This window comes from Porphyromonas crevioricanis, from assembly GCF_900476255.1.
Classification (GTDB): domain Bacteria; phylum Bacteroidota; class Bacteroidia; order Bacteroidales; family Porphyromonadaceae; genus Porphyromonas; species Porphyromonas crevioricanis.
This window is the reverse complement of sequence record NZ_LS483447.1, coordinates 1,916,138-1,940,037: the sequence shown is the minus strand read 5'-3', so window position 1 is coordinate 1,940,037 and position 23,900 is coordinate 1,916,138. Positions and strand designations below refer to the sequence as shown.

The window sequence follows — 23,900 nt, the reverse complement described above, 5'->3', positions numbered from 1 at the left end:
ATGAGAAAGTCTCTGTTTTTCCTGTTTGTCGTGTCGCTTGCCCTCCTTGCAGGGCAGGCACACGCCCAACGCTGTCTGCCCAAGATGAAGGGCATACGCCTGACCACAGGTATGGCGGACGGTTTTTATTCCGCTTCCTCAAAGAATGAGACAGGATACTCGTTCGGGGCTGCGCTTGCCACCTACACGAAAGGCGGACACCAATGGGTGTTCGGGGCGGAGTATCTCCGTAGATATGAACCCTATCGGGAAAGCGGTATTCCTACGGAGCAGTTCACGGGCGAGGGAGGTTTCTTCTTTGGTGTGCTTTCGGACGGCAGCAAGACCTTCTTCCTCTCTGCCGGCATTTCCGCTTTGGCGGGTTATGAGACGGTCAATGGCGGAGAGAAACGACTCTTTGACGGCTCGACGCTGCGCAATAAGGACGGCTTTCTCTATGGTGGTGCCGTTACCTTGCAGGCGGAGACCTATCTGTCGGACAGGTTGGTGTTGCTGCTCTATGGCAGGGAGCGTTGCCTGTGGGGAGGGTCTACAGGACGTTTCCATACGCAGTACGGTGTCGGACTGAAAATCATGCTGGACTGATGGACGCACGACAGATGAGAGAGATTCCCATTGCGGACTTCCTGAACGCGATGGGGATTCATCCGACCAGACAGAAAGGAAACGCCTTGTGGTATTCCGCCCCTTACCGAACGGAACGGACACCCTCGTTCAAGGTCGATACAGCCAAGAATGTTTGGTTCGATTTCGGGACGGGCAAAGGCGGCGACATCTTCGACTTGGCGGGAGAGTTTATCGGAAGCGGTGATTTTCTTCTGCGGGCGGCTTTCATCGCCAAGAGCGGAACGTGTCCGCTGCCTGCTTTGGAACAACCGCAAAGAAGCGAAAAGAAAGAACCCGTCTTTGAGGATATTTGGGTGCGACCGTTGCAGGACGCCAAACTGCTGGGCTACTTAAAAGAACGGGGCATCAATACCCACGTTGCCATACCCAACTGCGAGGAGGTTCGATACCGGGTGCATGGCAAACGGTACTATGCCATCGGCTTTCACAACGATGCCGGAGGATTGGAATTGCGCAACCGCTTCTTCAAGGGATGCATACCGCCGAAGGATATTTCCCTGAAGCGTAACGGCTCGGACGTGTGTTCCGTCTTTGAGGGATTTATGGATTGCCTCTCCGCTATGCTATTAGGTATCATTGCTTCGGACTGGCTTGTCCTTAATTCCGTTTCCAACGTGGAGAAGGCTGTAAGAGCATTGCACGGCTATGAGAGGATTGACTGCTTCCTCGACAATGACGAGGCGGGACGAAGAACATTGGAAAGGCTGAGAGCTGATTTCAGGGAAAAGGTCATTGACCGCAGCTCTCTGTATGCCGACCACAAGGATTTGAATGAGTTTCTGCTTTTCAAGAATGCAGGGAACAGTGTATAACAACAAAACGATAACGAACAATGAAAAAGAAAATATTGAATACGATTTGGGTAATGGGAGTGCTTGCCCTCGCAGGGTTTTGTCTATCTGCTTGTAATCACGAGCTGGATATTCAGCAGGCGTACCCGTTCACGGTAGAGACGATGCCGGTGCAGAAGCACATCGTCAAGGGACAGACGGCGGAGATACGCTGCACGCTCAAACGGCAGGGACGGTTTGAAGACGCACGCTATACCATCCGTTATTTCCAACCTGACGGCAAAGGGAGATTGAAAATGGATAACGGCACGGTCTTCAAACCCAATGACCGTTACCCGCTCACGAAAGAAGAGTTCAGGCTCTACTACACATCCGCTTCCACCGACCAGCAGACGATAGACGTGTATGTGGAGGATAATTTCGGACAGACGGCAAAACTCTCGTTTGAGTTCAACAGTCAGAAGGACGAGGAAAAGGAGAGGAAAGATGAGGATAGGAAGTAAACTTGCCCTCTTGTGTCTTATCTGCCTTTCCTACTTCCGCCTTTCCGCTCAGGACGGAAGAAATCTCCTGCTCTCACTCCCTCCATTCGAGCGTGCCGTTGTCTGCATCAAACACTTCGAGGGCTTGCATACTTGGAAAGACTACCCGTATGTAGGCTATGGACACAGGCTTCTGCCCGAAGAACGGTTCACGGCGGCGATGACGGAACGGCAGGCAGACTCCCTGCTTCGGACTGACCTGATGAAGCGGCTGATGATGTTCAAGGACTATGGGAAGGATGCCTTGCTTCTTGCCGTCCTGTCCTATAATGTCGGAGTGGGCAGATTGCTGGGATATGGGAAGTATGCCAAGAGCCAATTGCTACGAAAGATAGAGTTGGGCGACAGGAATTTCTATCGTGAATTTGTCTCTTTCTGCCGATACAAGGGCAAAGTTCTCAGAGGGCTTGTCAAACGACGAAAAGTAGAGTTTGCTCTGTTTTATGTACCTTGATTGTCAAATACGCCTCTTGCGACATTCTTATGCTCCGCAAGGGGCGTTTTCCTACCGTTTTATTCGCCTTTCTTGTTATGAATGAGTAACTTTACCCATGCAAAATAAGAAAATTTATGAATGAAAGTTTAAGACAAGAAATTGCAGGATTTTTCTTGCAAGACAGTGGAGATTATTTAGCACGATTTAGTACACTATTTAATGAACACGGATTTACTCACATAGGAAATAGGAGTAAACTATTGGTTGATATTCTTTTCTCAATAGAATGTTCTCTGAAGGCTCTTATATTTCTTGAAAGTCAAGATGATGAGAAGAAAACATATGAACAAATCAAGAGGTGCTCTCATAAGATAGAAAAACTCCTTTCCCAAATACAATCAGTAGATACTGATTTTACAAACTTTAAGAATTTTGCAAATCAAATATCTCTGGATGAATATTCTATTTGTAGTAGATATTCTCTTGAAGCGAATATATGCTTTAGAGAAAACGGGGTATTAGCAAATAAATACTATTCTACTATTGCTAATCCTACTTGGATTGAAGCCCTTTATGAAGAAGCGAAAAAACTTAAAGAGTATGTTAGCTCGAAAACAGCTCCATTCTCTATTGTTCGTCTTTCTGACATTGACATTAATGAATTGCTTGAAAACCAAAAACGACTTTCAGATATTGCGAAGTAAAAGATTCGTTTTTATGGAGGTTTAACTATGGCTTTTTGTTACTTTTGAGCCGTCTCAACTCACTGTCAAAAGTAACGAGATGTTTTTCATCGGGGTTTCTTTGCTCCTTTCTTTATCCGCTTAGGCTCACGAAAGAAAGGAGCGGTCGGCAAATCTGCCGACCGCTTTACTCCGTCTGCTCTTCTTGAACGGTTATCTGTCCCGTACTTACTTCGGGGTGCGTGGAGAAAGCCCAATTCACCTCCTCATCGGGCAGGGTGCTGTGAATGTTTCCGCCCATCACCATTCCGCAATCCTGAATGACCTTTTGTCGTGCTTCTTCTCTGCTCTCGGCAACTACCTCAAAAACTCCCTCGAAAATGTACTGCGTCCGTACTCTATAAACTTTCTTCTTCATATTCTCAAAATTCAACCTTTAATAATCTGTGTTCCTTTGGCTCTCCATTTGATAACCTGCGGTGGGTAAGCCAAAAATGGTGTGTGCCATAGCCGTATGCAAAGAACTTGTCAAGTTCCGTTTCTTCGGCTATCCGATTGACGGCTGCTCTCAATTCCTTCTCGTTGGCGGATAGAGTAATGGCATTGATTACCCTTATAAGGATATGAGGTATCTCGTCCGCCCAATTGCATACGATGCTTTCTATTTCTGCTTTCATATCTGTGATGTTTTGGTGATAGTTGCTTATGCTGTTACTCTCATTCTTTGCCTTATCAGTTTGCGATTGGCATTGACAAGGTTCACTATCTGCTCGTGATACTCTGTGTTCTTGTTGCACACGCCACGACTTTGTACCACTTTGAGCGTGTCAAGATTGACCTCAACTGTTTCTATCCGTCTGCCTTCGATGGTTGCTGAAAGGATTAGCGAGTTTTCTTTGAGATAGTAGGCATTGTCGAACACACAATGGTGCATTGCCACTCCCTCCTCCAAATGTTCCTGCACGCTCTCCAAAACGTGGACTTGGATTGTACCGTCTGTGAATGAGATACCGAAGAACTTTGATTTGAGTTCGTGGAAACGTTTCTCGTCCTCCATTGCCTTTTTGCGTCTCTTCTCCTTTTCTTCCTTTTCCCTTTGTTTGCGAAGTTCGCTTTGTCTTAGGTCGTGTTCCCTATGCAGGTCAGTGGGGCAAACATACTTCGGGCTGTGTATGTCCTTGCCCAATCTTCGGAGCATATCCATATAGTCGCACCATATCGAAATGTCCTCTATGTCATAGCCGTTGCGAGTGGCTACTTTATAGGATTGCCAACAAGCGTCAAATGCCCTCGAATTGTCAAGAAAGTATTTCAGATGCTCGGTTCTGCCTGCTTTCATCAATGTTTCCGCACGGCTGTCGGACAATAGGGCTGGAATAAGAATGGTTGGTACAATGCCGTGAAAATCATTCTTAAATCCATTCCTGCGGAGAGTGTCCGTAACCTTAAACTTTGGATATATCTGTGAGTACGATATATGGCGGTAGGCTTCGTTGTCGTTTCTGACTGCCATAGGCGAGCAATAAGAAAAGGTGTCGATGTATCTGCCCAATACTCTCTGAATGGCAACAATCGTTTTTCTTCCTTGTGCGTTCCACCAATACTGACCGATTTCAATAGTGTATGATGATGCCTTGCAACCTTTCTCCATTTCCACAGAAAGAAGAAACATTCTTAGTACTTGGTATGCTCCACAAGTGGTAAGTATCGTAAAGTATTGTTTCTGCCTTATCTTGCGTTCAAAGGTCGTTCGGACTTGCAACTTTGCTCTACAATGAGGGCAAGTGCAATGTTCGGTTGGGTTCTCCATTATCCAACTATACCCACAATCCATACACGTTGTGCGACCTTTGGGCAGTCGATAGGCGAAGTGGTCTATGCACTCACGGAATGCCCACTTACATTGTGTCTTGCTTATCGGTCGCAGTTTTTTGCTCTCGGCAAGTACTGCCTTCTCAAATCTGTTTCTCGGTTTCATAATCTGTCCTCCTTAATCAGTTGTTACGAAATACGTAGCCGTCCTTATACCAAAAGTCCGTGTCGAAAAGGTCATCGGCATATTTGGAGAAGTCGAAGTAACTCAATGCAAAATCGGATAATTCATTCTCCATTTTCGCAAGTTCCTCCGCAAAATCTTCCTTGCTTGCATAATTTCCGATGTAGTCGGATTGGAAAGACTTCACAAGGCTGTATGCGTCTTGTGTGAGGTGGGCGTTGTTGCCGTCCGCCCACACCCAAAAGGCTTCTTTCTCCGTGTCGTTCAGTCTGTCCAACTCCTCCCGAAGTTCAAAGAAGTTTTCCTCCAAATGGCTCTCGTCTATCAGTCCATCGGGTATTTCCTCCCACGCTTGGAACATATATTCGGGTTCTTCCTCGTCCTCGTGTATCTCGGCACAACGCTCCATAAAGCCGTCCAAATCGTAGAAGTCCGAAAGTTCCACCCACTCGCCCTGCAATGAGCCGTTGTTGTACTTAGCATAAGTGCCTACATAGATGCGTGCTTCGTTCAATTCCTTTGTTTCCATTTCCTTTTGTTGTTTAGAGGGTTAAAACTCGAATAGTGAGGGTTGTGCTATCTGCTGTTCCACTTGCTTCTCCGCTTTTGGTTTCTTGGCGGTCAGTTTGCGGTATTCCTCCGCTTGGTATCGCTCGATAGCCTTTTTCCGTGCTTCTGCTTTTTCCTCCTCCGTAAGTTCGATAGTATGGTTTACCACGACTTGGCAGTTGATGGACTTGCCCACCTCGATGTTATCCTCATCGTAATAGTGAACGGCAAGGGAATATACCTCTTCATCAGACAGACCTGCACACCCCATTCTTTGGATTTCCGTCAAGATGTAGGTAATGCACTCGTCTATGTTCTTGCTCTCCTTGCGGAAATTCTCCGCAAAGAGTTCATCGTATGATGCTTTCGTTTCCAAATAGTTTTGGATAACGTCCTTGAAATGCTCTGTACCTTTCATTGTCTTTGTTGTTTTTATCAGTTGAATAATGTTCCGTCAGAAAGAAATTCGTAGCTGTTGGCTTCGCAGCTCTCGGCAAAGGCTTCCTCGCTGAGTTGGTATTTCATATCATCCCTGCAAGCCTTGAAAAAGCCGTTTAAGCACTTGTCCATAAGTTCGTAAAGGGTGGTGTTGTCGGGGATTTTCAGAAAGTCGTATATAGGCTGTAATATCTCATAGTCCATATAGTAGCCTGTCAAAACACAATCATTGGTGACGAATACACGGCTCTTGCGCTTTGTCTTGTAATTGTGTCCCCAAATGGTTTTGGGCATATACAAGTCGTTCCAATAGTTATTGACAAGGTATTTCAGAAGTCTAACCCCTTTCAAATTATCTTCTTCCTCGCTGTAAGGAGAAGTGAAACGATACCAATAGGAATAATCATCGTATGACCATCTGTCCACCTTGATATTGAATATCTGTTCAAAGGCTTGCAATGTCTTTCGGTTTTCTTCGTCCCAACCATAGTTGAAATGTTCCGCCCAATGGCTGTGTGCCTTTGCTTGTGCCTCTTTGGTCAGTTCGTGGAGGTTATATACCTCGTATGTTCTTGTTTCCGTTCTCATATTCGTTTGGTGTTATCGGGCTGTATTATTGATGATGTCTTCTCCATTGTCCGCAAAGACCTCGATAGTCGGTTTCCCTCCGTTTTCCTCTACGGATAGGCTTTCGGAGGTGTCATATAATGTTTCTCCGTCCGTAATGATGACTTTCTCGTTGTCCTCAAAACAGAGTACGTCCTCACCTTGCCACGATTTGACAAGGGCAACGGCTTCCTCGTAATTCTCGGCTGTTACTTCAAATCGGGTGCGTTCCCAGCAAGTAACCTTTCGGTCTTGGTAAAAACTGAATGTTTCCATAATTCCTATATTTAGATGGTTGCTAAAATGATTTCTTGGATATGAATAGGTTCAACTTCTGAAAAGAGATAGAATATAAATTCCTTTCTGTCTTTCCGATTGAGTTCCTTGTATAGTTCCCCAAAGGCGGATATGTTTCCGTTGAGGTAAACCGATACCATATACTCGAAGATGTTGTCCACTTCGTAGTATCTGCATTGCTGTGCGATAGTTTTGCTTCTTCTTTTCATATATCTGTCTGTTTAAGAAATGAGTAACCAAAGTATTGCCCCGATGATGAGAGCATAAGCCAAGATGTATGCGACGATTGCCAAAACAATGGCAAGGAGTAGCCGAATGAGGAGTTTTCCTACACATATCCCTGCCAGCCAAAGCCAGACGCTTCCGCCCCAAAGGAGAGACCCTGCGAGTGCAAGTGCCACCCAAATTGATATTTTGTATCTCAGTTTCATCTTGTCTGATTTTTTTTTGATTTTATGCGGATTCCAGAGGTGAGGGAGTTGAGTTTCCATTTTTCATTTTCTCTGTCCTCGTGTTTCCGACATTTTTTTTATGCGTTTTTCCGTCGGGTCGGTCGTTTTCGTTTCAGTGGCGTAAAAAGGTAGGGCTTAGGACAAACAAGGTTTATGGCGAGAATACTACCTGCAATGAAATGGAAGTGTGGAGATTGTCGCCATAACGGCTTGCCGCTTCGACCTTTTTTGTCCGTGAAAGCCCGGAACTACCTTTGCCGCTGACAACGAACAACCGATCCCGATGCGAATACATAGAATGGAACGTGGAGAGGAACACCGCAGAGGACAGAGCGAAAAAATGAAAGGCAGCCTTCACAAGAAAGACTGCCATAATCGTGAGGAATAAGACGAAAAGAATGAAAGCCGTTGTCTGAACAGACAACTATTAGAAAAGAAAAACGGAGAAAGTTTCGTCTTTCTCCGTAGATAATATTACCTTTGCAATAGGTTATTCGAGTTATGCAAAGCGTTGTGTGTCATTGCAGAAGATAGGTCGCTAAATCATTACCTGCTGAAAATCATAACTCAAAAGGCTGTTCATAGCCAATTACTTAGACCTAAATGATAGATTTTAGAAAAAAAGTAATTACCATTTACATAGCACACGAAAAGATTATGCGCAGTACATTCAAAATCCTATTCTATATCAATAAGAACAAGACTAAAGCAGACGGTACAACGGCAATCCTTTGTCGTATCACCATTGACGGAGCGAACGTAGTGATAACCACAGGCGAAAGCATCAACCCCCACGATTGGAGCGTGAAGCGAGGGGAAACAATGGACAAGAAGACCAACCAACGCCTACAAACCTTTCGGGAGGAAATCGAACAGGGTTACAATACTTTGCTCTACAAATATGGAGCAGTGAGTGCTGAGCTTCTGAAGAACTACTTACAAGGCATCGGACGGAATCCAACGACACTTCTTGCCCTTAGTACAGAGGAACTCAATGCCCAAAGAGAAAGCAAGAGTGAGGGAACGTATAGCAACAATCGAAGTTCCGATAAACAGCTCAATGCTTTTGTGCGAAATCGTGGCGAAGAGGATATTCCCCTAACGGCTCTAACGATAGACTTTTTTGATGATTACCGTTTTTATTTGAAGAAGGAGGGCTATGCTCCTGCAACGATAAACAAGCATCTCTGTTGGTTGAGTCGGTTGATGTATCGAGCCGTCAGTCAAGGGACAATACGCTTCAATCCGTTTGAAGAGGTGAAATATGAAGCCGTGGAGCGCAAACCTCGTTTCCTGAGCAAGGGCGATGTGGCAAAACTCTTGGCATTCCCATTGCAGGATGAGGGAGCGGAACTAAGCCGAAGAATGTTTCTTTTCTCTGTCTTTACGGGGTTGGCATTCGCCGACTTGCAGAGCCTCCGAGCTTCGCAAATCGAAACGAACAGCGAGGGGAAGCGATATATCCGCAAGGCAAGACAAAAAACGGAGGTGGAGAGCCTAATACCTCTGCATCCGATAGCGGAGCAGATACTTTCTCTTTACATCAAAGAGAGCAAGGGGGATTACAAGGTATTTCCCGATACGATGAGCAAAGGCAAACTACTTACCCATCTCAAAGCCGTGGGCTTGGCGTGTGGCGTTCGTACTCCGCTAACTTGACACGTTGCCCGCCATAGCTTCGGTACGCTGACTTTGGAGGCTGGTATTCCGATGGAGAGCATTGCCAAGATGATGGGACATTCGTCCATTGCCAGCACGCAAATCTACGCTCAAATCACTGACCAAAAGATTGCAAACGATATGGAGAGACTAATAAAAACTTCATAATAAATAGGTATCCTTTTGCAAAAAGCGAGTGCAATTGCAATAATTAATTATGGCTTTGTGTACTTTTTTCAAAAATGCTTGCAGATTCATCTTTTATTTATATATTAGGGGCGAGGGTAGTACAGATCCTCTCCCTCTGATCAAAGGTCTTTTTGAGTTTCTCTACCCTCCGGGATCAGTTGTGTAAATAGAAACTGTATGAGCGTAAGCGATTTATAGACTTAGCCTATCCTCCTGAAAGAGACGGATGTTAAGACTTGAAGAGGGATTAGGGTAAATAAGGAATACTAACATTAATCTATCTGTCTATGAGAAAAATTCTATTCTTGGCATCTATTGTGATGCTTTCGGTGTCATTTAATGCTTTCTCTCAGGAGACCTTCTATTACTATAGAGGGAAGCAAGAGAAGCTGTCAATAGACAAGACGACAGTGGCTGTGGTTTCTTTACGAGACGCAAAATTCAGTTTATCTCCTTTGTCTGCAACTGCGGTTCAATCTATATCAACAGGAGATTACCAAATTACGATTGTAAAATCCAAGGAGAAATCAATTCCTCTGTTAAGAAAATCCCTTGAGAATAAGTTTGCGGGAAATAAGGACCTTGTAGTCCTACCGTGTTTCACCTCTTCTGAGGGAATGGAGCTGTACCAAACGTTAGATATTAATCTAAAATTAAAACAAGAGAAAGATGGGGAGATTTGCAACGGGAAGATTTTCCATCGGACAAATTGACTTATTTCGTATTGAATAATGAACCTATTAAGCTTCAATTGATATGAAAAAAACACTCTACATATTACTTGCAACCCTGTGTTGCAGTATGTTATCATTCGCTCAAGACAACAAGGAAAGCATTATCTTGAAGAGCGAAGGAAAAGCGTTGGATGAGATTGTTCTATCCATTCGTGCAGAAGGAGAGGTCTCTATACAAGGAGCAAACTCAGTAAAAGTAGACGAGCAAGGTAGGTACGTCTGTGTCTTACCTTACTCAGATGATCCTGAGGGTACACTAACGATTAGTGCTCCTCGTATTTTAGGACTAACTCTTGACCAGATTGTTGCTACAAGTTTGGATTTGAGGCATGCACCTTCTTTGACTCATCTGGATTGTGGCTCAAACGGAGGCAGTATTCGAGGTCTAGACCTGTCATCTCTTGAGAATCTTGTCTATCTCAATTGCTCAAAACAAGAAATAGCTCTCCTAGACCTAGAGAAAAATGAGAAACTGGAGACCTTACTATGCTCTGAGAATAAGCTAAGCGAATTAGATGTGCAGCACCTAAAGCAACTCAAACGACTAGAATGTTCAAAGAATTTGCTTACGAAATTGGATTTGCGCAATCTGAAGAACATGGAATTTGTTAAGGCTGAATGCAATAAGATTAGCTCTCTAAAAATTGATGGACTCATCAATCTGAAGGAGTGCTATATGAGGGATAATCCTTTAGGCGGAACGTTGAAGATTAATTTTCAAAAACTGAGTACTCTAGATGTTTCGTTTTGTGGACTTGAGAGCTTGGCTTTGGTCAGTGCTCCTAAGCTTCAGGTACTCTTATGCGCAGATAACAAATTGAGTTCTCTGAGTTTTGCCAATACGCCTGATATTGTCTCCATAGATTGTTACCACAACAAGATTAACGGAGAAGAGATGCGAAAAATGATTGAAGAGCTTCCTAATTACAGCTCCCCCACCAATCCAGGAAACGGGAAGTGCTATGCTGTATCTTGTGGTGTATCAGTAGACGATCCTGATGAAATGGAGGGGAATTTCGCTTACGAAAACGACATTAGAGAAGCTCTATCTAAACAGTGGATATTTTATGCCAAAACAAAAGACGGCAAAGAAGTTCAATATGCAGGACGTCCGCTATCTGCTCAACAGGTCGCGAACACAGAGATTGTGATATCGCCCAATCCTGCTACAGATTTTGTTTTTATTCAAGGAGTATCTCCAAATACGGAGGTTCGTATTTTAGACCTCTCAGGGAAACTCCTTATTGAATCCTTATGTCGTAGCGATGGGATACTAAATCTCGATGTAAGAACTATTCCAGAAGGCAACTATCTGATTGTAATCAATGGAAGTTCTCAGAAACTTGCTATTGTCAGACAGAGATAATCTATGAAATGACAAAAACACTCCGAAAGTTTAAGAAAACTTTCGGAGTGTTTTTGTTCCTATAGTTCTCTAGCAGTAGTCGGTTGATGTCGGAAAGTTTGTAGAGGATTTTCCCTGCGATTTGGGTATAGGGAATAATGCCCTTGTCGCGATAATCCTGCAAGGTGCGGGGGCTGACGAAAAGGCGTTTGCATACCTCCCGCCCCGTGAGATAGATTTCTCCTCCGAACAGCGGACGGTGCGTTTGAGCAATCTCCCGAATACGCTTGCTTACTTCTTGAATGCCCGAAATGAGTTGTTTCATTTCGGGTGTTTCTTTGTTTACGATTTCGTGTTCCATAGTCATTGTATTTTTCGGTTCGACTTTTCAAGGAGTGCTTCCACATCCTCACGTTTGTAATAACATTTATGCCCGATTTGGATAAAGGGCAGCACGGAAGTATCCCGATAGTGCTGGATCGTCCGTTTGCTGATGTTCTGGATTCGGCACATGTCCCCGTTGTGCAACATATCGGGGACTTCGGGCTTCGTACCGAAATGTTCTCTCATACAAAGAGCCAACTCTTCGATGCTCTTTTTCAGTTCCTCCCAAGCAGAGGAGTCGATGGCTGTAAATCTCATATCAATATTGTTTTAATTGTTGTTGTTTTCTCTTTTTGGTGCAAATGTATGCAGCCGAAATCCTTGTTCTCTGACCTGATGAGATCAAAGGAAATCGCAGGAATTTACAGGCAAATGTATAAGTAAAACCTATCTGTTTTTAGAAGGGATTCCTTGCCTTTTCTCTCTGTTCCTCCGAATTCCTTGTAGTGGAATTTTCAGTTATTCGCAGCTTTCAGACATAGGAGAAGGAGGAGGCATACTTCGAGCATGTAGAGATATCAAGAAATTCGATAAATCAAAAGTGGTTGGAGGATAGGCGGACTTCAAGAGGGTAGGTAATCAAACCTGAATATCGATAATGAAGAGGTAGTGAGTACTGTGTTATGCAAGGTCTTATATGTCTTATATCGATAAAAAAGAGAGTGCTGTGAGCAAAACGCTACAGCACTCTCTTTGGTTTTGTTTGAATCCCTTAGTTTACGCCTACTGTCTTCCTTCAACTTCGATGGAACGGTCTATTTTCTTTACCAATCCTTGTAATACTGCTCCCGGACCCAATTCGATAAATTTGGTAGCTCCATCGGCAATCATATGCTCTACACTCTCTGTCCAACGTACTGGAGCTGTGAGTTGAGCAATAAGGTGTTCCTTGATCTCTGACGGATCAGAAGAAGGAGCTGCTGTTGCATTTTGGTATATAGGGCAAATTGGTTTGTTGAATTTGGCCTGCTCGATAGCTGATGCTAATTCTTCGCGTGCAGGTTCCATCAACGGAGAATGGAAAGCTCCTCCCACGGCTAATTTGAGAGCTCTCTTGGCTCCTGCTGCCTTGAGGAGTTCACAGGCAGTATCCACTCCCTCTATTGTTCCTGATATGACTACTTGCCCAGGACAGTTGAAGTTGGCTGCCACCACTGTATCCTTTACTTGTGCTACGATTTCTTTGATTTGTTCATCAGGTAGCCCCAAGATGGCTGCCATGGTGGAGGGACATATTTCACAAGCTTTTTGCATGGCTTGAGCACGACGACTCACCAGATTCAGTCCCTCCTCAAACGTCAAAGCTCCAGCAGCAACCAAAGCAGAGAATTCTCCCAGAGAGTGTCCGGCCACCATATCTGGCTTGAGTTCCTCTCCCATAGAGAGAGCCAGAGCAACTGAATGCAAGAAAACTGCAGGTTGAGTCACTTTGGTCTGTTTGAGTTCCTCGGCTGTACCGGCAAACATGATGTCTGTGATATTGAACCCAAGTTGCTTATTGGCTGTATCAAATAGGCCACGAGCGATATCATTTTGTTCGTAGAGGTCTTTCCCCATTCCTACGAATTGTGCCCCCTGTCCGGGGAAAACATAAGCTGTTTTCATCTTGATGTGGTTTTTAGTCCATTGTAAAAAGGTTTCATCAGCTCCAAGCCGACTTTATGTTTGAGATTCGTTAGAACTGTTCTAATGCGTTCACTAATACACGCCATACCCGTTCTACAGACTCGATGTGAACTTTTTCGTCTGGAGAATGTGGGTGACGTATTTCGGGGCCTACCGAGATCATATCCATGTCCGGCATTACTCCTTGAATGATCCCACACTCCAATCCAGCGTGCATCACCAATACATTGGGTTCGTAGCCAAATATTTTGGCAGAGCTTTTTTTCATCACCTCAAGAGCATGGCTTTCGATGTTTGGTTGCCAACCATTGTAAGCTGCGTCAAATTCGACGGCAAAGCCACCCAAGCGGAAAGCACTTTCGATGGCGGAAGCCACCCACATTTTTCGAGATTCACTGGAACTCCGTACAAGGAAACAGAGCTCTATTTTTCCATTTGCAGCCTTTATCTTGGCCAGATTGGTACTTGATTCTACTGTGCCTGGGAAATCGTGCAACATGGATATTGGACCATTGACACAGGCTTCTACTGCATTGACCAGTGCATCTTGGATTTCCTCGGGAATGAGATGTTCGGGACATTCTACTCGTTCGGCTGTGAAAGAGATTTTGTCTTCAATCCCTTTATACTCCTGACGGAAGAGATCTTGATAATCGGATACCAATTCCCAAAGTCCTGCCACATCTTCGTTGGGCAATGTAATAACTGCTGTTGCTTCTCGAGGTATTGCATTTCGCAGAGACCCTCCATCAAGCCAAGACAGGCGTGCTCCATAAAACTCTATTGCCTCTTTGAGGAATCGGCACATCAACTTATTGGCATTGGCTCTGCCCAGATGTATATCTACTCCTGAATGTCCTCCTTTGAGCCCTTTCAGGCTTAGTCTAACTCCTGTATCTGAATTAGGTACAGGACAATCATCTTTGTATTCGAGAGAGACATTTACGTCGACTCCTCCGGCACAGCCTACAAAGAGAGAACCCTCTACTTCCGAGTCTATATTGAGTAGGATGTTTCCGCGAGAGAACCCCGGTTGCAAATTATTCGCTCCGTCCATACCCACTTCTTCATCTACAGTAATCAGAGCTTCGATTGGGCCATGCTTGAGAGTTTTGTCTGCCATAATCGCCAGAGCATAAGCCACTCCTATGCCATTGTCAGCCCCGAGTGTCGTTCCTTTGGCCTTTACCCATTCTCCGTCTATATGGGCATCTATCGGGTCGCTCTCGAAGTTGTGGTTTACATCTGAGTTTTTCTGCGGTACCATGTCCATGTGTGCCTGAAGAGTGACAACCGGCTTATTCTCCATCCCAGGAGTAGCAGGTTTGCGGATGATCACATTGCCGATATCATCCCTGTGAGTTTCCAGTCCCAATCTCAATCCCTCTTGATAAATATATTCGCCGACCTCTTTACAATGAAATGTCGGACGAGGAATCTGAGTAAGCTCGTAGAAATACGACCATACGGCTGCCGGTTGGAGTGATTTGATCTCTGTAGCCATAACAAAATCGATTTATTAAGATTGTTTTTGTGTGTACTAGACTTCTGGATGCGATGAGACTCGGTTGTAGCCTTTGTTCACAAGAGGCAGAAGCATGATTGCCACGAACCCTACAATCGTAATCCATAGGGTTTGTATTGTATGAACAACCAATGCGAATGTAGCCGCATCGACTTTTGCTATTCCGTAAGAAGTGAGTGTATTGATAACCATGAAGTGCCACGCCCCAATACCACCTTGCACCGGTACGGCCATGGCAATACTACCCATTGTGAAGGCTACCAATCCAACACCAATGCCCAAGTTGGAGGTGAAGCCAAAGGCAAAGAAAGTCGTGTAGAAGTACAAGAAGTATCCCAGCCAAAGAAGTACGGTGTAGAGAAGGAATAGCCACTTGCGCTTCATATGCCAAATGGAGTAGAGACCTTGAATGACCTTCGATACCATTTCGATGAGTTTTTTCATCGGCTTGGTCTGTCGCAGGTATTTGTAACTCACAAGGGCTCCCACAACAAGAATAACAAATCCTACATAGAGCCACATGGAACTGAAGATAGTAGCAATACCGGGAACACCAAAAGAGGACTGATTATCAGCAAAAAAACGGAAAAGGAAGTCTCCGGCTCCAAGCAATACTCCCAGAAATATTAATCCTACAACCACCAAGTCCATGATGCGATCCATGAAAAGAGTTCCCAGAAGTTGAGCGAAGGGTAAGCGTTCGTAACGCCCTTCTTCTGCGCAGCGCCAGAGCTCCCCTGCTCTGGGGAGGGCCATATTCACTGTGTAAGTGCCGAGGGTTGTTAGTACTGCATTGAGAGCCTTGGGTTTGGGGGTGGCGACCGGTTCAATAAGAAGCTGCCAGCGCAAACCTCTTACCACATTGGCCGCCAAGCCAAAGAAGAGAGAGAGGAGGATATACCAGATGTTAAAACCTCGGTTTAGAGCTTCTCGAACTTCCTCTAAATCTAAATTGCGATAGACCAGCCACAATATAAGTACTCCAAAACAGAGCGGGATGATGACTTTGGTCAATGACCGCAGCGGGGAGACTTTAGGGCTGTTCGTTTGCTTCATACCTTAAATTTTCTTTGCTACCGGACCTCCCAAGATTAGCGCAGCGGCGTAATAGTGGTATCTTCGCACATCCAGTACCACAAAGATATGTACAATTTGAAAGATAAGGGACTCGTTAGGGCTAAGAAGCATTTGGGGCAACATTTTCTCACAGACTTGTCTGTAGCAGAGCGTATTGCATCGACTGCCGATGAGGCTGTAGGGCAGATGCCAGTCTTGGAAATTGGCCCAGGTATGGGAGTCCTTACTGATTTCTTGCTAAAGAAAGGACATGATCTCTATGCCGTAGAGTTGGACAGAGAAAGTATCGCTTATTTACACCAACGTTTCCCCGGCTTGGATGGCCGATTTTTAGAGGCCGACTTCCTTCGTCTGGATTTGAAAACACTTTTTCCAAAGGGACAGCATTTCTGTCTTACAGGCAATTACCCCTACAACATCTCTTCTCAAATATTTTTCCGCTTGCTTGATTATAAGGATCAAATACCTCTTTGTACGGGTATGTTGCAGAGGGAGGTCGCTCTACGTTTGGCCTCTCCTCCCGGACCGAAAGCCTATGGAATTCTGTCTGTATTGCTGCAGGCTTGGTATCATGTGGAATATTTGTTTACGGTGGATGAACATGTATTTTCTCCTCCTCCCAAAGTGAAGAGTGGGGTGATTAGACTTCGTAGAAATGACCGACAGACCTTGGGTTGTGACGAGGCTTTGTTTAAGCAGGTTGTGAAGACTGCTTTTAACCAAAGACGTAAGACTTTGCGCAATTCACTGAAATCGCTTTTACCACCCGAAGAAAAATCTTTGCTCGTAGAGCTACTGAACAAACGTCCTGAGCAATTATCTGTGGAAGATTTTGTTGAATTGACCTTGCTCATTGGTTCACCTCAAGATTGAATAGCGCAAGTTATTATTGTTATACCCAAACGGGGCTGTGGCAAAAATCAAATTTTGCCACAGCCCCGTTTAGGTATATTAGAATGCGAAGAATGTGAGGTACTAAGGCTGAGACTGAAGGGAGCATACCGTGGAGTATGTAACCGAAGCCGAATGTCGCAAGAGACAAGGCAGTTTACGTATTATGACACACCGCCGTTTTTTGTTAGCTACAAGATAAGGATGATAATCATCTTCCTTTCCTGAGAAGTCATTTAGAACCTGACCCCAAGACCCAAGAAAAAGTCAGAGTTCTTTATTCTTAATTCTTACATTATCTATATCTATACTTTTTGCAATATTGGCAATACCGAAGTCTGTACCTGCTTGAGTGTAGAAGTGAGAAAACTCAAAAGAGACCTGAACTATTCCTCCAAAATCGAACCTCGTGAAGGCAGGTTTGATTTTCTCGTCTTCTAACTTTTCCCCTCAAACAAGTCAAATTCTATGATTTTCTTTTCCTTGGAGTATAGTTCGGTTTCTATTAGTTTGGCCTTACTAGCGAAACTGTATGTAGATATGGACCAAATTGCAACGAAAACCCTAAGTTATTTGGGAATCTGAATCTTACTCCAATTGCAGAGAGATTTGTAGATAATGGGGACGCATCGTCAATTCCATTACCCCTTCTTCAAGGTCCATCGTTATCCCTTGCTCTTTGATTTTTGCTCCTTTGCCCAAAATAGAAAGCCCGGGGGAGGAATAGTACAACCCTGTAGTTTCTTTGCCTGCAAAGAGCATTTCCACTACTCCGTTTACACGGTAACCTGGAATTTTCTTGGGGTTTGCTCCAAGAAAATTGATATCCCAACTGCTAAAACTCAAGTTTGCATCTACTTTGAACTTGATTTGGGCATTTGTTATAACTACAGATCCCAAAAGAAAGACTGTGAATAGAAGAATCTTTTTCATGTTTTATTGATAAAACATGGCTACAATAAAAGGGGACGTAGCTTTCCGAAAACAGATTTTTCAGAACAGAAAACCGGGTTACACATTTCCGGTGTATCTGACTTTTTGAAGGTACATTATTAGATAGAGTGCTGGTTGATTTGTTATAGTTTATAGCTTGTGCAAAGTGAGTACAATACTACAACAGAATTCAGGCTAATTGAAACAGCTCAATCAACACTGTCGTGTCGATTGAGCTGTTTTTCCATTTGGGGGAGATCAAGGCATACGATATCTCATCCCAATTCGCAAAACTTAGAATCTGATACCGACTCCTACAAAGAAGTCGTAGTTCTTTATTTTGTTTTCTTTCCCCAAAGTCTCTTTGTTGGTATCGCTGGCAACATTGGCAAACCCGATGTCTGTTCCCACTTGAGCATAGAAGCGAGAAAACTCAAGTGCAGCTTGAATCGTTGCTCCGTAGTCAAAGCGTTCGAGGGGAGCTTTAACCTTGAAACTACCGTCCAAGATAAATGAGTCCTCGAACAAATTGATGTCCTCTTCTATCTTACCTCTTGAATTTGTCAATTCTGCTTTCGCTTTGCCGGCAAATCCGTATGACAAGTATGGCCCAAATTGCAGAGAAACACCCATGTTTTCTGCAAAACGGAAGCGAGCTCCCAACTGCAGGGGTACTTGTAGATAATGTGGTCTTGCTGTTGCTTCTATTTTGGTGCCTGGTGCTAAGCTCTTTGCTTCTGCCTTTGCTCCTTTGCTTAACACTGTAAGCCCAGGGGAGAAGTAGAATAGCCCTGTGGACACATCCCCTGCAAAGGGTATTTCTACGGCTCCGCTCACACGATATCCCGGAATCATTTTAGGACTTATCTGCGAAACATTAATGTCAATGTTACTGAAGCCGAGGTTCGCATCAGCTTTGAACCCAATTTGAGCATTTGCTGCTGCTACAGAGCCCAACACCAGGGCTGCGGATAAAAGAATTTTTTTCATGATCTGTTTTGGATTAAATTTTTACTTCAAACTAAAAGGGTTATTTAGAAACGTATTCCTAAACCAATGTGGCTGCTAATGTTGTTGATAGACAGAGAATTGCTCTTTTTGTTGAGTGCTTTGATTTGGTCTCCCAAGGCATCTCTGTTGAGCATATTGAAGAGGCCATATTCGGCTCCTATCTGTATGTAAAAGCGGGCTATATCCACTATGGCTATTGCACCTATTCCTAAATCAAAACGATTGGCCAATGATTCGTTGTTTTTGATTGCTTTTTTGATCAATAACCCCAGATTGTCAAGCTCTTCTTTGCTGTATTCTCTGTAGAGACCTATTGTGTAGTTGGTGCCCAAATGAGATGTGAAGTTAGCCTCTCCGGAGAGAGCGTAACTTAGGTACGGGCCGGCTTGTAACGAAAACCCGAGTAGATCCCCCAATGCTAACCGAAATCCCAAATTGACCGGTAATTGCACCTGTTTTGTCCGAACTTTTATAAGCCCTTCTTTTACTCCTAATTTGAGGAGATCATATTGTAATTCGCCACCTTTCGTGGCGAAGGTCAGTCCTGTATTGAGGTAGAGAACTGTTCCCAAAGGAATATCCACCCCAGCAGAGAATCGATATTGTTTGCTCGGCTTAGAGCCATTTTCAAAAACTTCTCCTGCATTACTTACGAGCATTTTGCTTGCACTCAAGTTCGCATCTGCCCTAAACTGAAATTTGTTTTGAGCACCAGTTGTACCTACAAAAGCTGCAAAAAGGACGGAAATTAATATCGACTTCTTCATACTCTTATCGATTCTTCTTCAATATCACAAACACAACGGATGTGAATCTCTTTTTGTTGAGGCTAGTCTTTCTGGAGTAGTAACCTCATCGCCCTCTTGGTCAAATCTTGCATCCACACCCGAATACAAAAACTATGAGCAAACATAAAATAAAGAACCGATACGAGCAAGTTGTAAAGTGATATTGCTCTTGGTGCTGGAATATGCAAACCTCGAAAATTACTAATTGAGAAGTCTAATTGAAAAGTGTTGTTACGTATATTATTATATAAATATATTTTCTTTGCCCTATGTTTTTCCACCCAAATAGAGGGGCTTTTTCTGAGGGTTTTCTCTCCCTTTTTGATGCTGACGGGAGGTATTTTTTGCTGACACGGGAGAAAACAAAAATTCTCTCCTGAGAGAATTTTCGCTAACACAGGAGAGAGCAAAATTTTTCTCAGGAGAGAATTTTGACCCTCTCAGAATGCCCTATTCATCGATGTTCTGGGAGACCAATCTGAAGTGCCTAAAAGGGAGGTGTGTCTACCCATATAGAGAGGTCTTTTTTCCCCCTTTTTTCCCGATTCCCGTTCCAAGCGGAATTTACAAAACATATCACTTTGAGAGGGGCAAAAAAGAGCTTCTTGACTTCATCTCGATCATTCGGCTGCTCTTTGCCGGGCTCATGAGAAGGACTGCCATGAGGATATAACGTTTTCGTGGAAAGCAGCTGTAACAGCCTTTTTGATCTGTCCGTGCATTGCGTATTGAGGAAAGGCTTTGGCTTGCCTCCCAAACAAAGATGAGGCTGAGGCAAAATCCGATTTTGACATAGCCCGTCTCATTCATAAGGGCCTATCTCTAATTGTATTCCCGGAGTCCGTTTGTATCTTTGCTCTGGAATAAAAAAGAAAAGCAGTAGACCGGTCTGTCGCTCCGACTTTAGAGAGTTGGGGAGGAACGTCCGGGCAACGTAGAGCACCACACTACCTAACGGGTAGCCGTTCGTGAGGGCAGAGTAGCGTAACAGAGAAGAACCGCCATGGCTTGCCATGGTAAGGGTGAAAAGGTGAGGTAAGAGCTCACCGGCAGGGTCAGCGATGGCTCTGGCCGTACGCCTTGTGGGTTGTAAGATCATGTATACCAACGTTTGAGGGTTGCTCGCCTGAGGTTGGGGGGTAGATCGCTTGATTCGCGAGGAGACTCGACGAACAGATAAATGACAGACACCGCTTATTGCTTCGAGGAAGTCAAGTGGTACAGAACCCGGCTTATAGGTCTACTGCTCTCTTTTTTGTACATTGCCTTCCGGGAGTGTTCCATCTCTACCTAAGTATGTTAGTTTAGCGCAAATGTCTAAGAAGTCGAATAAACGATCCGAAGGATTGTCTCGGGAAAATCTCCCCAAAAAACATTCCAAGCTGCATTATGTCTGGGTATGGATATTGGTAAGCATTCGTTTCATTACTCGCGATATGTGGCGTTTGCGGGATGATGAATTGAGGGGAATGAGAGGGGTATTGGCACGTATTCTGCGCCCGGTATGTGTATCTGCCAAGGCTTTTATAGATGACGGCCTTTTCTCTAAAGCTTCTGCTTTGACCTACGATACAATCCTTTCTATTGTACCCATGTTGGCTGTGCTTATCGGGATAGCCAAGGGTTTTGGGATACAGCAACTCTTATCGAATTTTCTATACACCTATCTGCCTTCTCACCACCAAGAGCTGAATAAGATCATGGGGTTTGTCGATAACTATTTCTCTCAAATTCAGGGAGGAGTATTTGTTGGTATTGGTCTGGTGATTTTGCTCTATACGGTGATCTCTCTAATTGTGTCTATCGAGGATACTTTCAATCGAATTTGGCAATGTAGTTCGTCCAGACCGTGGGGACGTCGGATTGTGGATTATCTCGCCATTTTTATCATCATCCCTATCCTGATTACTTTTTCTTCCGGTCTTACCCTGGTGATGTCTACCGTTCGATCAGCATTGCCCATGCAGTACGGTTTGATTGCTCCGGCCTTGGAGTTTTTTCTCAACCTGACCCCTTTCTTTATCATCATATTCATTTTCACAGCCTCTTATATGGCTTTGCCGAATACGAAGGTCAAGTTTTTTCCTGCGCTTATATCGGCAGTTTTGGCCGGAATAGCATTTCAGGTGCTGCAGGCTTTGTATATCAATGGGGTTATATGGATTTCTAAATACAACGCTATCTATGGTAGTTTTGCTGCTATCCCCTTGATGTTCATGTTTATCCAAGTTTCTTGGGCAATTTGTCTTTTTGGGGCGCAGTTGGCTTTTTCGATACAGAATGTACGAAACTTTGCCTTTGAGCAAGACGCTCGCTCGATTTCCCGGCGTTACTTGGATTTTCTGACTATACTGGTTGCTTCGCGCATCGTTCAACGTTTCGACAATGTCCAGAACAATGAGCCTTATACAGCCGAAGAAATTTCGGCAGAGTGCAAAATCCCAATCAAATTGACCTCAAATATTATTCGCAGACTGCTCAAAATGGGCATTATCATAGAGGTTTTCTACAAACAAGAGCGAGAGGTCGGACATTACCATCCTGCCTTGGCTCCCGATATTCTCACTGTTGGCTATTTGATGCAGCGTATAGATAGCTTCGGCAGTGAGCGTTTCAGAGTAGATAATGAGGGTGTCTACCGTGAGCTTTGGCAGGCTGTTTTGGCTTCCAGAGCAGGTTTTACTTCGATTGAAAATCAGACCTTACTCAGAGACCTTCGCTATGTCAGCGGATCTTAATACTACTGGATATTTATCAATCTTTCATACATAACTAAATTCTCAAGCTCTCATGCTATACAGGATCATATTAGTAAGCGAAGAAGTGGACAACTTCCGTCGCGAGATCAAAATCAATACCGATGCTACTTTTGCCGATCTGCATACTGCTATCATGGATTGTTGTGGCTACAGTGATAAAGAAATGAGTTCTTTCTTTATCTGTGACCAAGATTGGCAAAAAGAACAGGAGATCACACAAATCCCCATGGGTAGCTCCAGCGATATGGATGAATACGTAATGGACGAAACCCGTTTAGAGGACTTGATAGAAGAGGTTGGCCAGCAGTTGATATTCGTCTATGATATGCTTTCCGAACGTTACTTCTGCATGAAGGTGGTAGAATTGATCACTCGCGAAACCCTTGACAAGCCTATTTGTATTCTATCGCAAGGTGATGCTCCCAAGCAGACCTCTACTATCGAATTAGCCGGAATGCGGAGTGTCGCAACTCATACTGCAACCACAAATACGGCTGACGAACTGGGAGACGAAGATTTCTATGGAGATGAGGCTTACAACGAAGACGAACTCTTCAATTTGGACGAAATACCAGCCGACTCAGCTGATCTTCTTTGAATACAGCAAGAGACAAGTCGTATGAGTACACAGGCCGATCGCCCGTTATTGATTGTGCTCACCGGACCTACCGGGATTGGCAAGTCGGCTTTGGCTTTGACTTTGGCTCAGAAGATTGGATGTAGCATTGTCTCAGCTGATTCTCGCCAAGTATACAAACAAATTCCCATAGGAACGGCAGCCCCTTCCCCAGCGGATTTGGCTGCCGTTCCCCATTATTTTGTAGGCTGCAGAGATGTATGGGAGGCTTACAGTGCAGCTGACTACGAAACTGACGTTCTGAAGCTTTTACCTCTCTTATTTAGAGAAAAAACAAAACAGCTCCTCTGTGGAGGTTCGATGATGTATGTAGATGCGGTTTGTAGCGGAATAGATTTCATCCCATCTATTCCTCAAGAGCTTCGCTCAGCTCTTTGGCGTAGGTTCGAGACAGAAGGAGTCGAACCCCTTGCCGAAGAGCTTTTTCGTGTTGATCCGGAATATCTGAAACGGATAGATCCTCGCAATCACAAGCGCATTATCCATGCCTTGGAGGTGTTTCATGCCTCGGGCAAGCCATACTCCTCTTTCCATACGCACAAATCCGTAAAACGTCCCTTCGATACACTCAAGATATGTCTCACGATGGAGCGCGAACAGCTGTATCGACGCATTAACCAGCGCGTCGATTTAATGATGACGCAGGGGCTGGAAGAGGAAGCCCGGGCCGTGTGGCCGTATCGTTCGCTCAATGCTTTGAATACCCTCGGATACAAAGAAATGTTTGCCTATTTTGATGGGCAAATTACCCTTGACGAGGCGGTGGATTTGATACGGAGAAATAGTCGCCACTATGCTCGCAAACAATTGGCTTGGTGGAGACGGGATCCTGAAATGAATTTTGTAAAGATAAGGGAGGATGCTTCCGCAATGAAGATTATAGAGGAGCTGCTGGAAGCTCAATCGCCTACATAGAACAACTGGG

Annotated in this window: 28 protein-coding genes, 1 other RNA gene and 1 pseudogene; 13 read left to right on the top strand and 17 right to left on the bottom strand. The window is 44.3% G+C overall.

Annotated features, from left to right (window positions below; translation table 11 throughout):
• The 5 genes from DQN70_RS08585 (at position 1) to DQN70_RS08565 (ending at position 3,100) form a co-directional block, all read left to right on the top strand.
• Positions 1-585: a conjugal transfer protein TraO gene (locus DQN70_RS08585; protein ID WP_023941149.1), complete on the top strand. Its 585-nt coding sequence runs from the start codon at positions 1-3 to the stop codon at positions 583-585.
• Positions 585-1,439: a toprim domain-containing protein gene (locus DQN70_RS08580; protein WP_023941148.1), complete on the top strand. Its 855-nt coding sequence runs from the start codon at positions 585-587 to the stop codon at positions 1,437-1,439. The genes DQN70_RS08585 and DQN70_RS08580 overlap by 1 nt, the downstream gene beginning before the upstream one ends.
• Before the next feature lie 20 nt (positions 1,440-1,459).
• Positions 1,460-1,921, top strand: a complete 462-nt coding sequence (locus DQN70_RS08575; protein WP_042226195.1) for a DUF3872 domain-containing protein — start codon at positions 1,460-1,462, stop codon at positions 1,919-1,921.
• The gene (locus tag DQN70_RS08570) at positions 1,905-2,414 is read left to right on the top strand and encodes a glycoside hydrolase family protein (RefSeq protein WP_023941143.1); all 510 of its coding nucleotides are present in this window, start codon (positions 1,905-1,907) and stop codon (positions 2,412-2,414) included. The genes DQN70_RS08575 and DQN70_RS08570 overlap by 17 nt, the downstream gene beginning before the upstream one ends.
• A gap of 116 nt (positions 2,415-2,530) precedes the next feature.
• Positions 2,531-3,100 carry a hypothetical protein gene (locus DQN70_RS08565; RefSeq protein ID WP_023941141.1) on the top strand — a complete coding sequence of 190 codons (570 nt, stop codon included), beginning with the start codon at positions 2,531-2,533 and terminating at the stop codon, positions 3,098-3,100.
• Positions 3,101-3,266: 166 nt separating this feature from the next.
• Here the strand turns inward: DQN70_RS08565 and DQN70_RS08560 are convergent, their stop codons facing one another.
• The 9 genes from DQN70_RS08560 to DQN70_RS09660 are packed head-to-tail and all read right to left on the bottom strand — an operon-like array spanning position 3,267 to position 7,396.
• On the bottom strand, positions 3,267-3,497 hold the full coding sequence (locus DQN70_RS08560) for a hypothetical protein (protein WP_023941139.1): 231 nt from the start codon (positions 3,495-3,497) through the stop codon (positions 3,267-3,269).
• 4 nt (positions 3,498-3,501) lie between these two features.
• Complete coding sequence (locus DQN70_RS08555; protein ID WP_023941138.1) at positions 3,502-3,756, bottom strand: hypothetical protein; 255 nt, start codon at positions 3,754-3,756, stop codon at positions 3,502-3,504.
• Between the two features lie 26 nt (positions 3,757-3,782).
• Complete coding sequence (locus DQN70_RS08550; RefSeq protein ID WP_023941136.1) at positions 3,783-5,057, bottom strand: PcfJ domain-containing protein; 1,275 nt, start codon at positions 5,055-5,057, stop codon at positions 3,783-3,785.
• 16 nt (positions 5,058-5,073) lie between these two features.
• Entirely contained in the window at positions 5,074-5,604 is a 531-nt protein-coding gene (locus DQN70_RS08545) for an antirestriction protein ArdA (RefSeq protein ID WP_023941134.1), read from the bottom strand.
• Between the two features lie 21 nt (positions 5,605-5,625).
• Positions 5,626-6,042 (bottom strand): PcfK-like family protein, encoded by a 417-nt coding sequence (locus DQN70_RS08540; protein WP_023941132.1) that lies wholly within the window; start codon positions 6,040-6,042, stop codon positions 5,626-5,628.
• 17 nt (positions 6,043-6,059) lie between these two features.
• On the bottom strand, positions 6,060-6,650 hold the full coding sequence (locus DQN70_RS08535; RefSeq protein WP_023941130.1) for a hypothetical protein: 591 nt from the start codon (positions 6,648-6,650) through the stop codon (positions 6,060-6,062).
• A 12-nt stretch (positions 6,651-6,662) separates the two neighbouring features.
• Complete coding sequence (locus DQN70_RS08530) at positions 6,663-6,944, bottom strand: hypothetical protein (protein ID WP_023941128.1); 282 nt, start codon at positions 6,942-6,944, stop codon at positions 6,663-6,665.
• An 11-nt stretch (positions 6,945-6,955) separates the two neighbouring features.
• Entirely contained in the window at positions 6,956-7,174 is a 219-nt protein-coding gene (locus DQN70_RS08525; protein ID WP_023941126.1) for a hypothetical protein, read from the bottom strand.
• 12 nt (positions 7,175-7,186) lie between these two features.
• Positions 7,187-7,396, bottom strand: coding sequence for a hypothetical protein (locus tag DQN70_RS09660; protein ID WP_042226229.1), 210 nt, complete (start codon positions 7,394-7,396; stop codon positions 7,187-7,189).
• A 678-nt stretch (positions 7,397-8,074) separates the two neighbouring features.
• Between DQN70_RS09660 and DQN70_RS08505 the strand changes: the two are divergent.
• The 3 genes and pseudogenes from DQN70_RS08505 (at position 8,075) to DQN70_RS08495 (ending at position 11,365) form a co-directional block, all read left to right on the top strand.
• Positions 8,075-9,244: pseudogene (locus tag DQN70_RS08505) on the top strand (tyrosine-type recombinase/integrase).
• Between the two features lie 308 nt (positions 9,245-9,552).
• Positions 9,553-9,978 (top strand): hypothetical protein, encoded by a 426-nt coding sequence (locus DQN70_RS08500; protein WP_023941118.1) that lies wholly within the window; start codon positions 9,553-9,555, stop codon positions 9,976-9,978.
• A 43-nt stretch (positions 9,979-10,021) separates the two neighbouring features.
• Positions 10,022-11,365, top strand: a complete 1,344-nt coding sequence (locus DQN70_RS08495; RefSeq protein ID WP_081711910.1) for a T9SS type A sorting domain-containing protein — start codon at positions 10,022-10,024, stop codon at positions 11,363-11,365.
• A gap of 1 nt (position 11,366) precedes the next feature.
• Here DQN70_RS08495 and DQN70_RS08490 read toward each other — a convergent pair whose 3' ends face one another.
• The 5 genes from DQN70_RS08490 to DQN70_RS08470 form a co-directional block, all read right to left on the bottom strand.
• Entirely contained in the window at positions 11,367-11,705 is a 339-nt protein-coding gene (locus DQN70_RS08490; RefSeq protein ID WP_036889437.1) for a helix-turn-helix domain-containing protein, read from the bottom strand.
• Positions 11,706-11,707: 2 nt separating this feature from the next.
• Entirely contained in the window at positions 11,708-11,986 is a 279-nt protein-coding gene (locus DQN70_RS08485; RefSeq protein WP_023941098.1) for a helix-turn-helix domain-containing protein, read from the bottom strand.
• A 465-nt stretch (positions 11,987-12,451) separates the two neighbouring features.
• Positions 12,452-13,333 (bottom strand): ACP S-malonyltransferase, encoded by an 882-nt coding sequence (gene fabD, locus DQN70_RS08480; RefSeq protein WP_023938551.1) that lies wholly within the window; start codon positions 13,331-13,333, stop codon positions 12,452-12,454.
• 70 nt (positions 13,334-13,403) lie between these two features.
• The gene (locus tag DQN70_RS08475; RefSeq protein ID WP_023941096.1) at positions 13,404-14,858 is read right to left on the bottom strand and encodes an aminoacyl-histidine dipeptidase; all 1,455 of its coding nucleotides are present in this window, start codon (positions 14,856-14,858) and stop codon (positions 13,404-13,406) included.
• A 36-nt stretch (positions 14,859-14,894) separates the two neighbouring features.
• Positions 14,895-15,935 carry a lysylphosphatidylglycerol synthase transmembrane domain-containing protein gene (locus tag DQN70_RS08470; protein ID WP_023941094.1) on the bottom strand — a complete coding sequence of 347 codons (1,041 nt, stop codon included), beginning with the start codon at positions 15,933-15,935 and terminating at the stop codon, positions 14,895-14,897.
• Positions 15,936-16,022: 87 nt separating this feature from the next.
• Here DQN70_RS08470 and rsmA point away from each other — a divergent pair, with 87 nt between their 5' ends.
• The gene (gene rsmA, locus DQN70_RS08465; protein ID WP_036887861.1) at positions 16,023-16,829 is read left to right on the top strand and encodes a 16S rRNA (adenine(1518)-N(6)/adenine(1519)-N(6))-dimethyltransferase RsmA; all 807 of its coding nucleotides are present in this window, start codon (positions 16,023-16,025) and stop codon (positions 16,827-16,829) included.
• 606 nt (positions 16,830-17,435) lie between these two features.
• Here the strand turns inward: rsmA and DQN70_RS08460 are convergent.
• The 3 genes from DQN70_RS08460 to DQN70_RS08450 all read right to left on the bottom strand — a co-directional run bounded on the left by DQN70_RS08460 (position 17,436) and on the right by DQN70_RS08450 (position 19,558).
• Entirely contained in the window at positions 17,436-17,780 is a 345-nt protein-coding gene (locus tag DQN70_RS08460; RefSeq protein WP_023941088.1) for a hypothetical protein, read from the bottom strand.
• Between the two features lie 294 nt (positions 17,781-18,074).
• On the bottom strand, positions 18,075-18,770 hold the full coding sequence (locus DQN70_RS08455; protein WP_023941086.1) for a porin family protein: 696 nt from the start codon (positions 18,768-18,770) through the stop codon (positions 18,075-18,077).
• A gap of 44 nt (positions 18,771-18,814) precedes the next feature.
• Positions 18,815-19,558 (bottom strand): outer membrane beta-barrel protein, encoded by a 744-nt coding sequence (locus DQN70_RS08450; protein ID WP_023941085.1) that lies wholly within the window; start codon positions 19,556-19,558, stop codon positions 18,815-18,817.
• 897 nt (positions 19,559-20,455) lie between these two features.
• Between DQN70_RS08450 and rnpB the strand changes: the two genes are divergently transcribed.
• The 4 genes from rnpB (at position 20,456) to miaA (ending at position 23,890) form a co-directional block, all read left to right on the top strand.
• An RNA gene (gene rnpB / locus DQN70_RS08435) (RNase P RNA component class A) lies at positions 20,456-20,830 on the top strand.
• A gap of 62 nt (positions 20,831-20,892) precedes the next feature.
• The gene (locus DQN70_RS08430; protein ID WP_023941080.1) at positions 20,893-22,317 is read left to right on the top strand and encodes a YihY/virulence factor BrkB family protein; all 1,425 of its coding nucleotides are present in this window, start codon (positions 20,893-20,895) and stop codon (positions 22,315-22,317) included.
• A gap of 52 nt (positions 22,318-22,369) precedes the next feature.
• Complete coding sequence (locus DQN70_RS08425) at positions 22,370-22,936, top strand: IS1096 element passenger TnpR family protein (RefSeq protein WP_023938316.1); 567 nt, start codon at positions 22,370-22,372, stop codon at positions 22,934-22,936.
• Positions 22,937-22,957: 21 nt separating this feature from the next.
• Positions 22,958-23,890 carry a tRNA (adenosine(37)-N6)-dimethylallyltransferase MiaA gene (gene miaA, locus DQN70_RS08420; RefSeq protein WP_023938315.1) on the top strand — a complete coding sequence of 311 codons (933 nt, stop codon included), beginning with the start codon at positions 22,958-22,960 and terminating at the stop codon, positions 23,888-23,890.
• The last annotated feature ends 10 nt before the right edge of the window (positions 23,891-23,900 follow it).

Excerpts from the sequence above, each read along its gene's own strand:
- DQN70_RS08470 (WP_023941094.1), bottom strand. The coding sequence starts at position 15,935 with ATGAAGCAAACGAACAGCCCTAAAGTCTCCCCGCTGCGGTCATTGACC.
- DQN70_RS08560 (WP_023941139.1), bottom strand. The coding sequence starts at position 3,497 with ATGAAGAAGAAAGTTTATAGAGTACGGACGCAGTACATTTTCGAGGGA.
- DQN70_RS08500 (WP_023941118.1), top strand. The coding sequence starts at position 9,553 with ATGAGAAAAATTCTATTCTTGGCATCTATTGTGATGCTTTCGGTGTCA.
- DQN70_RS08540 (WP_023941132.1), bottom strand. The coding sequence starts at position 6,042 with ATGAAAGGTACAGAGCATTTCAAGGACGTTATCCAAAACTATTTGGAA.
- DQN70_RS08425 (WP_023938316.1), top strand. The coding sequence starts at position 22,370 with ATGCTATACAGGATCATATTAGTAAGCGAAGAAGTGGACAACTTCCGT.
- DQN70_RS09660 (WP_042226229.1), bottom strand. The coding sequence starts at position 7,396 with ATGAAACTGAGATACAAAATATCAATTTGGGTGGCACTTGCACTCGCA.
- rsmA (WP_036887861.1), top strand. The coding sequence starts at position 16,023 with ATGTACAATTTGAAAGATAAGGGACTCGTTAGGGCTAAGAAGCATTTG.
- DQN70_RS08535 (WP_023941130.1), bottom strand. The coding sequence starts at position 6,650 with ATGAGAACGGAAACAAGAACATACGAGGTATATAACCTCCACGAACTG.
- DQN70_RS08450 (WP_023941085.1), bottom strand. The coding sequence starts at position 19,558 with ATGAAGAAGTCGATATTAATTTCCGTCCTTTTTGCAGCTTTTGTAGGT.
- miaA (WP_023938315.1), top strand. The coding sequence starts at position 22,958 with ATGAGTACACAGGCCGATCGCCCGTTATTGATTGTGCTCACCGGACCT.
- DQN70_RS08495 (WP_081711910.1), top strand. The coding sequence starts at position 10,022 with ATGAAAAAAACACTCTACATATTACTTGCAACCCTGTGTTGCAGTATG.
- DQN70_RS08490 (WP_036889437.1), bottom strand. The coding sequence starts at position 11,705 with ATGGAACACGAAATCGTAAACAAAGAAACACCCGAAATGAAACAACTC.
- DQN70_RS08530 (WP_023941128.1), bottom strand. The coding sequence starts at position 6,944 with ATGGAAACATTCAGTTTTTACCAAGACCGAAAGGTTACTTGCTGGGAA.
- DQN70_RS08550 (WP_023941136.1), bottom strand. The coding sequence starts at position 5,057 with ATGAAACCGAGAAACAGATTTGAGAAGGCAGTACTTGCCGAGAGCAAA.
- DQN70_RS08460 (WP_023941088.1), bottom strand. The coding sequence starts at position 17,780 with ATGAAAAAGATTCTTCTATTCACAGTCTTTCTTTTGGGATCTGTAGTT.
- DQN70_RS08580 (WP_023941148.1), top strand. The coding sequence starts at position 585 with ATGGACGCACGACAGATGAGAGAGATTCCCATTGCGGACTTCCTGAAC.
- DQN70_RS08565 (WP_023941141.1), top strand. The coding sequence starts at position 2,531 with ATGAATGAAAGTTTAAGACAAGAAATTGCAGGATTTTTCTTGCAAGAC.
- DQN70_RS08545 (WP_023941134.1), bottom strand. The coding sequence starts at position 5,604 with ATGGAAACAAAGGAATTGAACGAAGCACGCATCTATGTAGGCACTTAT.
- DQN70_RS08585 (WP_023941149.1), top strand. The coding sequence starts at position 1 with ATGAGAAAGTCTCTGTTTTTCCTGTTTGTCGTGTCGCTTGCCCTCCTT.
- fabD (WP_023938551.1), bottom strand. The coding sequence starts at position 13,333 with ATGAAAACAGCTTATGTTTTCCCCGGACAGGGGGCACAATTCGTAGGA.
- DQN70_RS08485 (WP_023941098.1), bottom strand. The coding sequence starts at position 11,986 with ATGAGATTTACAGCCATCGACTCCTCTGCTTGGGAGGAACTGAAAAAG.
- DQN70_RS08570 (WP_023941143.1), top strand. The coding sequence starts at position 1,905 with ATGAGGATAGGAAGTAAACTTGCCCTCTTGTGTCTTATCTGCCTTTCC.
- DQN70_RS08430 (WP_023941080.1), top strand. The coding sequence starts at position 20,893 with ATGTCTAAGAAGTCGAATAAACGATCCGAAGGATTGTCTCGGGAAAAT.
- DQN70_RS08475 (WP_023941096.1), bottom strand. The coding sequence starts at position 14,858 with ATGGCTACAGAGATCAAATCACTCCAACCGGCAGCCGTATGGTCGTAT.
- DQN70_RS08525 (WP_023941126.1), bottom strand. The coding sequence starts at position 7,174 with ATGAAAAGAAGAAGCAAAACTATCGCACAGCAATGCAGATACTACGAA.
- DQN70_RS08575 (WP_042226195.1), top strand. The coding sequence starts at position 1,460 with ATGAAAAAGAAAATATTGAATACGATTTGGGTAATGGGAGTGCTTGCC.
- DQN70_RS08555 (WP_023941138.1), bottom strand. The coding sequence starts at position 3,756 with ATGAAAGCAGAAATAGAAAGCATCGTATGCAATTGGGCGGACGAGATA.
- DQN70_RS08455 (WP_023941086.1), bottom strand. The coding sequence starts at position 18,770 with ATGAAAAAAATTCTTTTATCCGCAGCCCTGGTGTTGGGCTCTGTAGCA.